This window comes from Sphingopyxis sp. H073 (assembly GCF_001468395.1).
Classification (GTDB): domain Bacteria; phylum Pseudomonadota; class Alphaproteobacteria; order Sphingomonadales; family Sphingomonadaceae; genus Sphingopyxis.
This window is the reverse complement of sequence record NZ_LNSG01000003.1, coordinates 474,760-488,666: the sequence shown is the minus strand read 5'-3', so window position 1 is coordinate 488,666 and position 13,907 is coordinate 474,760. Positions and strand designations below refer to the sequence as shown.

Here is a 13,907-nt window from a genome sequence, read left to right as displayed (position 1 = left end):
CATTGCGCAAGGCTGCCAGCGGCCCCCGCCTTCGCGGGGGCGACGGCCTGTCATTCGGCGACAAATAGATGATCGCCGAACTCGGCCTCGCTCTGCTCTGGATCGCGGCGGCGCTTGCTTGCCTGTCGCTGGTCGCGGGGATCGCCTTCGTCCGGACGGGCAAGGACGACCTCGCCGCACTCGTGCGGCCGGCGAGCGTCGCGCAGGGGCTGCTCACCGCGGCCGCCTTTGCCTTGCTGATCGCCCTTTTTGTGCGATCGGACATGTCGGTCGAGCTCGTCGCGCGCAACAGCCACAGCCTGAAGCCGATGCTGTTCAAGGTCGCGGGGGCGTGGGGCAATCACGAAGGGTCGATGCTGTTGTGGCTGACGATCCTCGGCGTCTCGGGCGCGCTGGTTGCGATTTTCGAGAAGCGGCTGCGCAACGACACGCTGATCGCGACGCTCGCGGCGCAGGCGGCGTTGAGCCTCGGTTTCTTCGCTTTCCTCCTGTTCTCGTCGAACCCGTTCAAGCGGTTGCCGGTGGCGCCGCCCGACGGGCAGGGGCTCAATCCGCTGTTGCAGGACCCCGGTCTCGCCTTCCACCCGCCGACGCTCTACGTCGGCTATGTCGGGATTTCGGTGGCTTTCAGCTTTGCGGTCGGCGCGCTGATCACGCGCGAAATCGGACCGGCGTTCGCGCGCGCGATGCGGCCGTGGGTTCTGGGCAGCTGGATCTTCCTGACGCTCGGCATCACCGCCGGCAGCTATTGGGCCTATTATGAGCTCGGCTGGGGCGGTTGGTGGTTCTGGGACCCGGTCGAGAATGTCTCGCTGATCCCGTGGCTCGCGGGGACCGCGCTGCTCCACTCGGTCGCGGTGACTGCAACGCGCAATGCGCTGCGCGCGTGGACGGTGATGCTGGCGGTGATCGCCTTCTCGATGTCGATGGTCGGCACCTTCATCGTGCGGTCGGGCCTGCTGACGAGCGTCCACAGCTTTGCTGTCGATCCCGAGCGCGGGACCTTCCTGCTCGTCCTCATGGCGCTCTATATCGGCGGCGCGCTGACGCTGTTCGCGCTGCGCGCGGGGGCAGTCGCCGAGGGCAAGAAGTTCGCGCTGATGAGCCGCGAAGGCTCGCTGGTGATCAACAATCTGCTGCTGACGACGATCCTCGCGCTCGTCCTGCTCGGCACGCTCTATCCGATCGTTGCCGAGGCGATGGGGGAAAAGATCTCGGTCGGGCCCCCTTATTACAACAAGGTCGCGGGGCCGCTGGCGCTGATCCTCTGCCTCGTCATGGTCGCGGGGCCGCTGCTGAGCTGGCGCAAGGACGATGGCAGGAAATTGTGGACGCGGCTTCCGGTCGCCATCTTCGCGGGCGCGGTCGTGCTGTTCGGACTGGTGTTATTTGGGGGCGACGTCGGCGTGCTGCCGCTGCTCGGCATGACGGTCGCGGGTGTTGTCGCAGTGGCGAGCCTCGCGCCGCTGTGGAAGCGCAACCTGCGTCGCACCCCGCTGCCGACATGGGGCATGGTGATTGCGCATTTCGGGGTGGCGGTCGCGCTGGCGGGCATGGCGGCCGAGAGCGCCTTCATCAAGGAACGGCTGGTCGCCGCGGCACCGGGCGAGACGGTGAAGGTCGACGATTTCAGCGTGAAGTTCGCGGGCGTATCGCCGATCGCCGGGCCGAATTATACCGCGATCCGCGGGACGCTGATCGCAACAATCCCGTCGGGTGCGTCGTTCACCCTGCATCCCGAGGCGCGCATGTTCCCGGGGCTGATGGGCACTCCGCCGACCGAAACCAACGAGGCCGCGCTGCTGACGCGGCCGGGCGGGCAGCTCTATGTCGTGCTCGGCCAGGCGGTGACGAGCGCGGACGGGACGGCCGACCGCTATCAGCTGCGTCTGTGGTGGAAGCCGCTGGTTTGGTGGATATGGCTCGGTGGCGCGCTGATCGCGGTTGGCGCCACGCTGTCGCTGCTCGGCCGCGCGCAATTGCTCGAAATCTGGCGTGCGCGGCGGGCGCGCAAAGCACAGGAGCGCTTCGCATGAGGAGCCGCTGGGTCCTGTTCGTGCCGCTGGCGATCATGGGGCTGCTGTTCGGCGCCTTCGTCTATCGCCTGACGGTGCCCGCCGAGACGCTGATCCAGTCGCAGTGGATCAACAAACCGATGCCGCTGTTCGACCTGCCGCCCGCGACGGCGGGGGTCGAGGGGCTGAAGAGCAGCCAGCTCGCCGACGGCAAGCCGCGGCTGGTCAATGTGTTCGCGAGCTGGTGCATCCCGTGCCGTGCCGAGGCGCCGCAGCTTGAGGCGCTGAAGGCGGCGGGCGTGCCGATCGACGGCATCGCGATCCGCGACCGGCCCGACGATGTCGCGGCCTTCCTGCGCGAAAACGGCAATCCGTTCGACCGGATCGGGTCGGACCAGCAGAGCAGCGTCCAGATCGCGCTCGGCTCGTCGGGCGTGCCCGAAACCTTCCTGATCGACGGCAAGGGGATCATCCGCGAGCAGATCCAGGGCGTGATCCTGCAGGAGCAGGTGCCCGAGATCATCGCCAAGCTGGAGGCGATGAAGTGAGGGGGGCGGCGCAAGACCTCCGCGCCCCTGCGCAGGCAGGGGCCCATCTTGTGCTCTCGCGGTTTGGCGCAGCCCGTGGCCTGATGACGCGCCTCCCGGTGATGGGCCCCTGCCTTCGCAGGGGCGCGATGGCTTTTTTCCTCGCGGTGCTTGCGTGTTTTGCCGGGGCGTCTGCTACCGCCCAGGACCGGCTGCCACCGGCACCCTATGCCTATCAGCAGCTCCGCGATCCGGCGCAGGAGGCGAAGGCGAAGGCGTTGATGGAGACGCTGCGCTGCCTTGTCTGTCAAGGGCAGTCGATTGCCGACAGCGATGCGCCGCTCGCGGGCGACATGCGGCACGAGGTGCGCACGAAGATCGCGGCGGGCGAGAGCCCCGATGCGATCCGCAAGTGGCTTGTCGCGCGCTATGGCAATTGGGTGACCTATGACCCGCCGCTCGATGCGGCGACCGCGCTGCTCTGGTTCGGGCCTCTATTGTTTCTTGCGCTCGGCGGCTGGCTCGCCTTCGGGCGGTTCCGGCGGAGCGATGGCGACGGGGAGAGCGAGATATGATCTGGCTCTGGATCCTGCTCGCCGCGCTGGCGACCGTCGGCGGCATCTTCTGGCTCGGCAAGCTGCCCGCCGCGTCGCGGCCGCTCGCGGGGGCGGCGGTGATGCTGGGGCTCGCGGGCTATGCCTTGCAGGGGAGCCCGTCGCTGCCCGGCCATCCGGTCGCGAAGGCGGCCGAGCCCGATGGTTTCGGCGAGGCGATCACCGACCGTCAGCAGGGGATGGCCGACCGCTTCGGCCCCGCGGCGCAGTGGATCGGCATGTCCGACGGCTTCATGCGGACGGGCAAGACCGCGCTCGCGGCGCAGGCGCTCGAAAAGGGGCTGCAGAAATATCCCGACAATGTCGACCTGTGGGTCGGGCTCGGCAATGCGCTCGTCGCGCATGGCGGCGGGGTGATGTCGCCCGCGGCGGCGCTGGCGTTCGACGAGGCGGCGAAGCGTGATCCGAGCCATCCGGCGCCGCCCTTCTTCGCCGGGCTCGCGATGGCGCAGAGCGGCGACCTGAAAGGCGCCGAGGCGGTGTGGAGCGGCCTCCTTGCGCGCTCGCCCGAAGGGGCGCCGTGGCGGCCGGATCTCGAGATGCGACTTGCACAACTGCGCGAGGCGATGGGGCCGGCGCTGCCGCCCGAAACGCCCGCTGCGGCATCGGCCGCCCGCTGAGGTGCGTTCCGATTTGGAACCTATTATCATCGGGCAAGCTCGTCTAAAGGCGCGCAATGACTGCTGAGTCGCAACAGGCAGCAACCGGGGCGGTATCCGCCTCGACTGCTGCCGCCGAAACGGTCCATTACGGCCACGGACATCATAGCGATAGCAAGCTGAAGCTTGCCGTCGGCGCGGTCGGCGTGGTGTTCGGCGACATCGGGACGAGCCCGCTGTACGCGTTTCGCGAGACCTTTGCCGGCCACCATTCTATCGAGGCCGACCAGCTCCATATCTATGGCGTGCTGAGCCTCGTCTTCTGGTCGATGATGCTGGTCGTGACGTTCAAATATGTGCTGACGATCATGCGCGCCGACAACAAGGGCGAAGGGGGCAGCCTGGCGCTGCTCGCGCTGATCAGCCGCCAATCGGAAGGCAAGCGCTGGACGTGGCCGATCGTGCTGCTGGGCGTGTTCGCGACCGCGCTCTTCTATGGCGACAGCATGATCACCCCGGCGATGTCGGTGCTGTCGGCGACCGAGGGTCTGCAATATGTGAGCCGCGGGTTCGAGCCCTATATCGTGCCGATCGCGCTGGCGATCCTGATCGGGCTGTTCGCGATCCAGTCGCGCGGGACGGCGAAGGTCGGGGCGCTGTTCGGGCCGATCATGCTGCTCTATTTCACGATGCTGGCGGTGCTGGGGATCATGCATATCCTCGACCACCCGTCGATCATCATGCACACGCTCAATCCGATCAACGCGCTGCGCTTTTTCTATTACGACGGCTTCACGGCATTCATCGCGCTGGGCGCGGTGGTGCTCGCGGTGACGGGGGCGGAAGCGCTGTACGCTGACATGGGGCATTTCGGACGCGCGCCGATCGGGCTCAGCTGGCTGTGCTTCGTGCTGCCGGCGCTGATGCTCAACTATATGGGGCAGGGCGCGATGGTGCTCGCGGCCGAGGTCGCGCCGACCGCGCAGCTGATCCAGGACCCCTTCTTCCTGATGATGCCCGAGGCGTGGCGCGTGCCGGTGGTGGTCCTGGCGCTGCTCGCGACGATCATCGCGAGCCAGGCGGTGATATCGGGCGCCTTCTCGCTGACGCAGCAGGCGATCCAGCTGGGTTTCATGCCGCGCCTCCGCGTCGACCACACCAGCGCGTCGGCGCAGGGGCAGATCTATATCCCGATCGTCAACTGGGGGCTGATGGTGATGGTCATCCTGCTCGTGCTGTTCTTCGGATCGTCGAGCAACCTCGCCGCCGCCTATGGCATCGCGGTGACCGGCGCGATGTTCATCGACACCTGCCTGATGAGCGTCGTGCTGTTCGTGCTGTGGCGCTGGCCGGCGTGGAAGGCGCTGCCGGTGCTGGCGGTCTTCTTCATCGTCGATATCGCCTATTTCGGCGCGAACCTGATCAAGGTGCCCGATGGCGGCTGGGTGCCGCTGGCGATCGGCCTGACGATCTTCACGTTGCTGACGACATGGTCGCGCGGACGCAAGCTGATGCAGCAGGAAATGGCCGAGGGGGCGATGCCGATTCCGGTCTTCGTCAAATCCGCCGCGAACAGCGCGACGCGCGTCCCAGGGACGGCGGTGTTCATGACCTCCTCCTCGGACGGGGTGCCTCATGCGCTGCTCCACAACCTCAAGCACAACAAGGTGTTGCACGAGCGGATCATCCTGCTGACGATCAAGATCGCCGATGTGCCTTTCGTCCCCGAATCGAAGCTGTGCCAGCTCGAGGCGCTGGGGCAGGGGTTCCATAGGCTGGTGCTGAATTACGGCTTCATGCAGCCGGTCGACGTGCCCGAGGCGCTCAAGCGCACGACGGGCTGCGGCGGCGAGTTCAAGATGCTGGAGACGAGCTTTTTCCTGTCGCGCCAGACGCTGATCGCGGCGAGCAAGCCGGGAATGCCGATCTGGCGCGAAAAACTGTTCGCATGGATGCTGCGCAATTCGGAAAGCGCGATGGAATATTTCCGCCTGCCGACCAACCGGGTGGTCGAACTGGGAAGCCAGGTCGCGATCTGACCGGATCGGCGCGGTTAACTTGCTGCAATGTTCGAATAAGCATTTGAACATTTTGGCAAGCCTTGCGATGCAAGGGTGAACCCGTAGGGGGTGACCAGCATCATGCAGTCGGGGCTCAGCGATCAATCGACCCGTCCGGCCTGTCCGGAACCCTTTGCGCTGGTTGTCGGAAGGGCGCTTGCCGGCGCCGCCCCGGACGAAGTCGAAGCCGCTTTCCGGCGGATGGGGCTCCGGCCCGAGCGGGTCGAGCGGGCGGATAACGCCGGCGCGCTGATTGACGGGCGGCTATTACGGCTGCGCTTTGGCGAGGTCGCGCTGCTCGCCGGGCAAGCGTCTGCAGCCGCTATCGAATGCGCCGATCCGGATCATCCCGCGACGAGCCGACTCGCTGCGTCCTTGCCGCCGGATTGGAATGATGCCGGGCAGGCGTGGGTGTTTTTCGAAGAGCCGCGCATTGCCGACGATCGCACCCAGTCGACACGGCTGCGCGAAATCTTCAAGATGCAGGTGCTGTTGATCGACCTTCTCGACGCGAGCCATTATTTCTGGTCGCCGGCGCGCCTGTGGTCGGAGGCAGAGCAATTTCGTGCAGCCGTGACCGAAATGCTGGCGAGCGGTATGCCGCCGGTGCTGCACCTGATCGCCTTTCGCCTCGCCGATAGCGGCGTGGGGGCGGCCGTGCGGACGCGCGGGCTGGCCCTGTTCGGGGGCCAGGAACTGGAAGGCCGGATGCCGGCCGGGTGGACGGTCGCCGAAATGGTCAAGCGGCTTTCGCGGCTGGCGCTCGACATCATGCTTCATGGCCCGGTCGCCGATGCGCGGCGGATGCGTGGGCTCAATCCCGGCGAATGGGTGTCGTTGTCGCCGGGGCGCGGCCGCAAAGACGGCGGCGCGACGGTTATGGTGGAATTCGGCAGCAGCTTTTGACGGCATCACGGCGCTGGCAGGGCGCTCCGCCGCCGCTTCCCGGCTTTCAGCGCCATCACCTGATCCCCCTCGCGTTGCAGGGCCGGGAGCAGATGGCGGCGATGTTCGACGCGCTCCATTCGCAGGGCTTCGCTCTCAACCGGTTCGAACGAAACGGGCTGATGCTGCCCGCTTGCGAGCGCACAGCCTTATGGTCGGGTCATGCGCTGCACCGCGGGCCGCATCATGGCTATAGCGACGTGCTGGTGGCGCGCGTCGAACAGATAAGGGTGCATTTCACGGGACAGGCTGGGGCCGATCTCGCCCTGGCGCGGCGCACGGCGATCATGCGTCTCGGCCTGTTGCAGGACACGATACGGCGCGCGCTGACCGACCGGCACGGCGGCGGCTTCTGGCTCAACCGCCGCGATCCGATGCGGCTGTTCGCCAACCGGCCCTATCTGGACGAGGCGATCGACAAGCTGTTTGGCGCGTAGGGTGGAATGGCTGGTTTCGACCGGAAGTGGACGTGACGCCCAACCTAATCCGTTCGCATCGAGCGAAGTCGAGATGCCCCTCGGGCTAGGCGCAAGGCTGCCGGGTGTCTCGACTTCGCTCGACACGAACGGAAATAGAGAACGGCAGCTCCCCACCCCTAGGCCGTCATCGCCGACAGATCGGCGGCGGGGCTCAAAGGCGCACCTTCGCTTCGAGTTCGCGGCGGGCGGCGAGGTATTGCGCCTCGAGTTCGGCGACGAATTCAGCGACCGGGCGCACCGCCGAGACCGAACCGATACCCTGTCCCGAACCCCAGATGTCCTTCCATGCCTTCGCCTTGGTGTTGCCACCCGAACCGAAGTTCATCGTCTTGAGGTCGCCCTCGGGCAGGTTGTCGGGGTCCATGCCTGCAGCGACGATCGACTGGCGAAGATAATTGCCGTGGACGCCGGTAAAGAGGTTCGAATAGACAATGTCGGCCGCGCGGCCCTCGACGATGCCGTTTTTGTAGCCCGGATCGGCGTTGGCTTCGGCGGTGGCGATGAAGGCGCTGCCGATATAGGCTAGGTCGGCACCGCACGCCTGCGCGGCGAGGATCGAGCGGCCGTGGCCGATCGCCCCCGACAGCGCAATCGGACCGTCGAACCATTCGCGGATTTCCTGCACCAGCGCGAAAGGCGACTGGCGGCCGGCGTGGCCGCCCGCGCCCGCGGCGACGGGGATCAGGCCGTCGGCGCCCTTTTCGACGGCCTTGCGCGCGAAGCGGTCGTCGATGACGTCATGCAGCGTGATGCCGCCCCAGCTGTGGACTGCCTGATTGAGTTCCTCCCGCGCGCCGAGCGACGTGATCGTGATCGGCACCTTCCACTTGGCGCAGGTCGCGATATCCTGTTCGAGCCGGTCGTTCGATTTGTGGACGATCTGGTTGACCGCATAGGGCGCCGAGAGGCGATCGGGGTTGTCGCGGTCCCATGCGCCAAGTTCCTCGGTGATCTGGTGGAGCCATTCGTCGAGCAGCGACTGAGGGCGCGCGTTGAGCGCGGGGAAGCTTCCGACGACGCCCGCCTTGCACTGGGCGACGACGAGTTCGGGTCCCGACACGATGAACAGCGGCGAGCCGATGACAGGCAGGCGCAGGCGGTCGAAGATCGGGGGAAGGCTCATGAATCACACTCTCCGGTTGCTGTTTGAAACTTACCTTAACGTAAAGGGAAAGTCGCGCAAGAGGGATGCGCTGGCGTCGTCTTCAGTTCCAGTCAACGCGATAGAGGTCGAGGCGGCGGTCGGCGAGGTTGCGGACCGCCCCGTTGGCGCGTGCTTGCCTGAGGTCGGCAAGCGAGAGGTCGGCGATCGCCATGCCTTCGCTGTTCGGCGTGACCTCGGCGGCGATGCCGTCGCGGGCGAAGGGCATGTCCGACGGGGTCAGGATCGCGCTTTCGGCGTGGTGGATGTCCATGTTGAAAACGTCGGGCAGATTGCCGGTGACGCCTGCGGTGACGACATAGCATTGGTTCTCGACCGCCCGCGCGGCGCAGCAATAGCGGACGCGGAGGTGCCCGCGGCGGTCGTCGGTGCAATAGGGGACGAAGAGGATTTCGGCGCCCCGGTCGATCAGGCGGCGGGGTAGTTCGGGAAACTCGCTGTCGTAGCAGATCATGACGCCGACGGGTCCGCAGTCGGTTTCGATCACGTCGGCGTCGCGCGCGGTGCCGCCTTCGATGCCCCATGCCTCGCGCTCGGACGGCGTGGGGTGGAGCTTGTCACGGTAGTGGGCGCTGCCGTCGCGGAGGAAGATATGGCAGCGATTGCGCGTCGCGCCGGTGCCGATGCGAACGGGGTGCGAACCACCGACGATGTTGATGCGGTAGCGCTGCGCGAGGTCGGTCATGAAGGCCGTGAAGCGCGGGGTGAGGGCGTCGATCGTGGCGATCGCTTCGGAGGCTGGAAGGCGCTCGCCCGACGAAAGCAATTGCATCGGGAAGAGTTCGGGGAAGGTGATAAAGTCGCAGCCATAGTCGGCGGCGGAGAGGACGAAATATTCGACTTGGCGCTCGAAATCTTCGGGGCCGGAAATTCCGCGGAGGCCGTATTGGACGGCGGCGACGCGAACTTTGTCGGGGTGGTTAGAGGCGGTCATGGCGGCGCTTCTAGGGCAAGTTGCCCGCCAAATGAAATAGTCCGTGCTCCCGCGAAGGCGGGAGCCCATCTCCAGTCGGCGCCAGTCCGAACCGGCGGGAGATGGGTCCCCGCCTGCGCGGGGACACACGGCCCTCCATTCACGCTGTCGCGCGTTTGCGGCTCGCCTTGAAGGCGAGATACCCAAGGCCGATCATCACGACCAGCAGCGCGCCCTGTGCCGCGGCGAACGGCGGTTCATTGCCGTTGGGAGCGAGCGCGTTGAGCGCGGGCACCTTCAGGAACGACTGGACGACGAGCACGAACAGGTTGAGCCAAAGGCCGATCGTCGCGGTGACGGCATAGACCGATGCGGCGCCACCGGCGAGCTTGCGGCCGTACCAGGCCCACAGAGCGACCGCGAGGATCAGCGTCGAGAAGATGCCAACCCCTAGCGCCGGGGTGAAGGCGACGAAGGGAAAGAGGAAACCCGTCAGGCTGGTGAGCAGCGTGAACCAGAGAAAGATGACGTTCGTGCGCGGCAGGATGCGGCCGCGGGCGAAGGCGGGGAGGGCGATCAGCCCGGCGATGATGCCGACGAAACTGATCAGCACGTGCAGCGTGGTGAACTGCGGGATGGTCAAACCGAGGATCATGGCACGTCTCCTTTGGAAAGAGAGGAGGCGCGGTTGGGGGAACCCGCGCCTCCGGTGTATCAGCCGTTGACGAAGTCGAGAAGGTCGGCGTTGAACCGGTCCTGATGGGTGACGGTCAGGCCGTGGTCGGCGCCTTCGTAGATCTTCAGCACCGCATGTTTGACGATCTTCACGGTCGAACGGGCCGAGGCGTTGACGGGGACGATCTGGTCGTCGTCACCGTGGAGGACAAGCGTCGGCTTGTCGAACTTCTTGAGGTCTTCGTTGAAGTCGCTTTCCGAGAAGGCGCGGATGCTGTCGAGCAGGCCCTTGAGGCCGCCGTTCATGCCCTGGCGAACGAAGTCGTCGCGCACCGCTTCGCTGATCACGGCGCCTTCGCGGTTGTAGCCGTAGAAGGGGAGCGTCAGGTCCTTGAAAAACTGCGGACGATTGTCGAAAGTGCCCTTGCGGATGCCGTCGAAGACGTCGAGCGGCAGACCGATCGGATTGGCTTCGGTCTTGAGCATCAGCGGGGGGACGGCGCCGATCAGCGCGATCTTGGCGACACGGGTCGTGCCATGACGGCCGATGTAGCGGGTGACTTCGCCGCCGCCGGTCGAGTGGCCGACGAGGATGACGTCTTTCAGATCGAGCTGTTCGATCAGTTCGGCGAGGTCGTCGGCATATTGGTCCATATTGTTGTTGTCCCAGACCTGGTCCGAGCGGCCATGGCTGCGGCGGTCATGGGCGATCGTGCGGAAGCCCTGGTTGGCGAAGAACACCATCTGGGCGTCCCAGGCGTCGGCGCTGAGCGGCCAGCCGTGCGAGAAGATGATCGGCTGTCCGTCCTTCGGACCCCAGTCCTTGTAGAAGATGTGCGTGCCGTCGGTGGTGGTGATCGTGGTCATGTCGTGGTTCCTTTCGCTTCGTGAGGGGCGGGTCGTCCGCCGGTGAAAGGACAGATAGACGCGGCTTCGCTTGCGCAGGATTGGCGGACGCGACAATATGCGGGCCGATTCCGACAAACGATCGATTGGGGGAGCCGCCATGCCCAGATTGAAGGTGTCCGATGCGCCGCCCGCGTTGGTCGAGGTCGGGATGATGCTCTACCCCGACTGCCAGACCGGCATGGTCCATGGGATCACCGACCTGTTCCATGTCGCCGGGCGCTTCGCGGTCGATCATGGCCGGCCGCCGATCCGCGTCAGCCACTGGCGATTGCAGGAGGGCGGCGGCTTCGCGCGTTGCTTCGACAGCCACCCCGATGAGCCGGGCGGCAATTCGCCCGCGGTGCTGATCGCGCCGGGAAGTCTGCACAAGCTGCTCGAGGCCGAGGAGGTTGCTCCCTATGCGCGCTGGCTGCTCGACCGTCACGCGCAAGGGACGGTCCTGGCGTCGAACTGCGGCGGGGCGTTCGCGCTCGCGGCGACCGGGCTGCTGAGCGGCCGGCCGGCGACGACGCACTGGTTCTTTGCCGAGGCGTTCAGGGACCGCTTTCCCGACGTGCGGATGGAGGCCGACCGGATGGTGGTCGACGACGGCGACATCATCACCGCGGGCGGGCTGATGGCATGGACCGATCTGGGACTGCGCATCGTCGAGCGACTGCTCGGCCCGTCGGTGATGATGGAGACCGCGCGCTTCCTGCTGATCGACCCGTCGGGGCGCGAGCAGAAGAATTATGCCAGCTTCGCGCCGAAGCTGACCCATGGCGACGAGGCGATTTTGAAAGTGCAGCACTGGCTTCAGGCGAAAGGCGCGGGGCCGGTCGCGGTCGCCGAGATGGCCGGCGAAGCGGGGATGGAGGAGCGGACTTTCCAGCGCCGCTTCAAGGCGGCCACCGGCATGACCCCGGTCGAATATGTCCAGCATATCCGTGTCGGCAAGGCGCGCGAGCTGCTGGAGTTCACGCGGCGGACGGTCGACCAGATCGCGTGGAGCGTCGGCTATGAGGATGCCGCCGCCTTTCGCAAGCTGTTTCACCGTATCACCGGCCTGTCGCCGCAGGATTATCGCCAGCGCTTCTCGGCGCCGACCCCGCTGGCGGACGTCGCATGATGCGCCCGCTGGCTCTGGCCGCGCTGCTGCTCGCCGCCGCTCCGGTTGCGGGGCAGGAGCCGCCGGTCACGGTGGCCGCCGCTCCCGAACCGGTCGAGACCGCCACGAAGACCGAGGCCGATGGCACCGCGACGATGACGCATTCGCTGGTCGTCGCCGCGCCGCCCGCCGCAGTCTGGATCGCCGTTTCGACCCCCGAGGGCTGGAAGCGCTGGGCGGCGCCGCTCGCGCGCTGGGCGGAGGGCGAGAGCGACATATTGGAGACGAGCTATAACCCCGACGAGCTTCCTGGCGGGCCGGGGGCGATCTGGCAGCGGTTCGTCGCGGCGATCCCGGGGCGATTGCTGGTGTTCCGCACGATCAAGGCGCCCGACGAATTCCCGCACTGGGAGGATTACAAGCAGGTGACTTCCTTCCTGGAACTCGAGCCGGTTGGCGATGCAACGCGCGTGCGGCTGACGTCGACCGGCTATCCGGACAATGAGGGCGGCCGGGCGCTGCAGTCTTTCTTTGCCAGGGGCAATGCGGCGACGCTCGACGCGCTGCGCCAGTCGCTGGCCCGGCCGGCGGAGGAAACGCCGGCGCCCTGATCTATCCGAGCCGCGCCCAGATCGCGGCGGCGTCGGCCGGATCGAGCCCGAAGCCGTCGCGGAGTGCGGCGGCATAGTCGGCCTGCTGGGCCAGCTCGCGCCGTTCGGTGCCGTCGGCATTTGTGCGCATCAGCGCGGGGCCGACAAGCGAGTCGAGACCGTGCGGACCATAGCGCTGAATCACGACATTCTGGCGGAAGGGCGAGCCCGGGTCCGACTGGAGCCAATTGCACGCCCCCTCCAGCAGCGCCTCGTCGCGGACATCGGGGGAGAAGTCGAAGCTGGGCGGCAGCACATCGGGCTGGTTGTGAAAGCGCCACCAGCCGTCCGCCAAAGGTCGCAGCCCGAAGGTCGCATGGCGCTGGACATAATCGCCCTCGGCAAAGGGGATCGGTTCGACCAGCCCCGAACCGAGCCCGACGTCGGCGAGATAATCGCGATCGAGATGGACGATGAGCAGGAGGTGGTTGCCGATGGCATTGTCGCCGAGCTGTTCGCGCATCACCCCCGCCGCGAGGCGCGTCACCGAAAAGCCGATCGCCTCGAGCATCCAGCCGAACAGCCCGTTCATCTCGTAACACCACCCGCCGCGGCCGCCGGTGACGATCTTGTCGAACGCGGCGCGCGGATCGCGGGTCGTCGGGCGGCCGAGGAAGCAGTCGATGCACTCCCACGCGATGCTCTCGACATGCGCGCGGTGGAGCGCGGTCAGCGTTTCGAGATCGGGGCGCACGTCGCCCACGAAGCCGATGCGCGCCAGATAGGCGGCGAGGTGGTCGGGCGTCGCGCCGGTCATGCCGCGACCTTGTCGCGCGTCCCGACGCCGAGCTGCGCCTGGATCGCGGCGAGGTCGCACCAGACCTGTTCGCTGCGGATCAGGTCGCCCTCGAATTCGAAGACGTGAAGCATCCGGAAGGTCACGCGGCCGGTGCGGCCGTCGCAGAGGAAGATCGAACCGTCGATCACGCGCCCCTGCCACAGCACCTCGTCAACGACGAAATCGGGGCCGTAGAGGCGGCGCACCGGCGTGACCTGCTCACCAGCGAGTGCGTCGAACAGACGGCGGTAGAAGGCGCGCGCAGCGTCGCGGCCACGGATCGGGCCGACGGGCGAGGGAACGACGTGGTGCGCGGCGTCGGGGGTCAGGCTGGCGACGACGGCGTCGACATCGTCGGTCGCCTCATAGCGGAAATGATCGTCGATGAGCTGGTCGATACGCTCTTGGGTGAGGGCGGAGGTGGGACTCATGGCACAATTCTCCTGGGGCGATGGCGCGTATATATTGAGACTATAGTCTCATGTAAAGATAAA

General features: G+C 66.6%; 15 protein-coding genes. 9 read left to right on the top strand and 6 right to left on the bottom strand.

Annotation, left to right across the window (positions count from 1 at the left end):
* The first annotated feature begins 68 nt into the window (after positions 1 to 68).
* The 7 genes from ATE64_RS07815 (at position 69) to ATE64_RS07785 (ending at position 7,197) form a co-directional block, all read left to right on the top strand.
* Positions 69 to 2,036, top strand: a complete 1,968-nt coding sequence (locus tag ATE64_RS07815; RefSeq protein ID WP_058457564.1) for a heme lyase CcmF/NrfE family subunit — start codon at positions 69 to 71, stop codon at positions 2,034 to 2,036.
* Positions 2,033 to 2,563 (top strand): DsbE family thiol:disulfide interchange protein, encoded by a 531-nt coding sequence (locus ATE64_RS07810; RefSeq protein WP_058457563.1) that lies wholly within the window; start codon positions 2,033 to 2,035, stop codon positions 2,561 to 2,563. The genes ATE64_RS07815 and ATE64_RS07810 overlap by 4 nt, the downstream gene beginning before the upstream one ends.
* A gap of 128 nt (positions 2,564 to 2,691) precedes the next feature.
* Complete coding sequence (locus tag ATE64_RS07805) at positions 2,692 to 3,117, top strand: cytochrome c-type biogenesis protein (RefSeq protein ID WP_197410114.1); 426 nt, start codon at positions 2,692 to 2,694, stop codon at positions 3,115 to 3,117.
* A complete protein-coding gene (locus ATE64_RS07800; protein WP_058457562.1) occupies positions 3,114 to 3,776 on the top strand; it encodes a cytochrome c biogenesis factor in 663 nt (220 codons plus the stop codon). The genes ATE64_RS07805 and ATE64_RS07800 overlap by 4 nt, the downstream gene beginning before the upstream one ends.
* A 56-nt stretch (positions 3,777 to 3,832) precedes the next feature.
* Entirely contained in the window at positions 3,833 to 5,794 is a 1,962-nt protein-coding gene (locus tag ATE64_RS07795) for a potassium transporter Kup (RefSeq protein ID WP_058457561.1), read from the top strand.
* Between the two features lie 90 nt (positions 5,795 to 5,884).
* Complete coding sequence (locus ATE64_RS07790; RefSeq protein WP_058457560.1) at positions 5,885 to 6,721, top strand: hypothetical protein; 837 nt, start codon at positions 5,885 to 5,887, stop codon at positions 6,719 to 6,721.
* Entirely contained in the window at positions 6,718 to 7,197 is a 480-nt protein-coding gene (locus ATE64_RS07785; protein WP_058457559.1) for an AHH domain-containing protein, read from the top strand. Before ATE64_RS07790 ends, ATE64_RS07785 begins: the two co-directional genes overlap by 4 nt.
* Positions 7,198 to 7,390: 193 nt before the next feature.
* On the opposite strand, the gene ATE64_RS07780 is transcribed toward ATE64_RS07785, so the two are convergent.
* The 4 genes from ATE64_RS07780 to ATE64_RS07765 form a co-directional block, all read right to left on the bottom strand.
* Entirely contained in the window at positions 7,391 to 8,362 is a 972-nt protein-coding gene (locus ATE64_RS07780; protein WP_058457558.1) for a nitronate monooxygenase family protein, read from the bottom strand.
* An 82-nt stretch (positions 8,363 to 8,444) separates the two neighbouring features.
* Positions 8,445 to 9,335: a carbon-nitrogen hydrolase family protein gene (locus ATE64_RS07775; protein ID WP_058457557.1), complete on the bottom strand. Its 891-nt coding sequence runs from the start codon at positions 9,333 to 9,335 to the stop codon at positions 8,445 to 8,447.
* Positions 9,336 to 9,474: 139 nt separating this feature from the next.
* Positions 9,475 to 9,969 carry a hypothetical protein gene (locus ATE64_RS07770; RefSeq protein WP_058457556.1) on the bottom strand — a complete coding sequence of 165 codons (495 nt, stop codon included), beginning with the start codon at positions 9,967 to 9,969 and terminating at the stop codon, positions 9,475 to 9,477.
* Positions 9,970 to 10,028: 59 nt separating this feature from the next.
* Positions 10,029 to 10,856, bottom strand: coding sequence for an alpha/beta hydrolase (locus ATE64_RS07765; protein ID WP_058457555.1), 828 nt, complete (start codon positions 10,854 to 10,856; stop codon positions 10,029 to 10,031).
* A 139-nt stretch (positions 10,857 to 10,995) separates the two neighbouring features.
* Between ATE64_RS07765 and ATE64_RS07760 the strand changes: the two genes are divergently transcribed.
* Positions 10,996 to 12,006 carry a GlxA family transcriptional regulator gene (locus ATE64_RS07760; RefSeq protein ID WP_058457554.1) on the top strand — a complete coding sequence of 337 codons (1,011 nt, stop codon included), beginning with the start codon at positions 10,996 to 10,998 and terminating at the stop codon, positions 12,004 to 12,006.
* On the top strand, positions 12,003 to 12,596 hold the full coding sequence (locus ATE64_RS07755) for an SRPBCC domain-containing protein (RefSeq protein ID WP_058457553.1): 594 nt from the start codon (positions 12,003 to 12,005) through the stop codon (positions 12,594 to 12,596). Before ATE64_RS07760 ends, ATE64_RS07755 begins: the two co-directional genes overlap by 4 nt.
* A gap of 1 nt (position 12,597) precedes the next feature.
* On the opposite strand, the gene ATE64_RS07750 is transcribed toward ATE64_RS07755, so the two are convergent.
* Positions 12,598 to 13,392 carry an arylamine N-acetyltransferase gene (locus ATE64_RS07750; protein ID WP_058457552.1) on the bottom strand — a complete coding sequence of 265 codons (795 nt, stop codon included), beginning with the start codon at positions 13,390 to 13,392 and terminating at the stop codon, positions 12,598 to 12,600.
* Positions 13,389 to 13,844, bottom strand: coding sequence for a nuclear transport factor 2 family protein (locus ATE64_RS07745; protein WP_058457551.1), 456 nt, complete (start codon positions 13,842 to 13,844; stop codon positions 13,389 to 13,391). Before ATE64_RS07745 ends, ATE64_RS07750 begins: the two co-directional genes overlap by 4 nt.
* Positions 13,845 to 13,907: the final 63 nt, after the last annotated feature.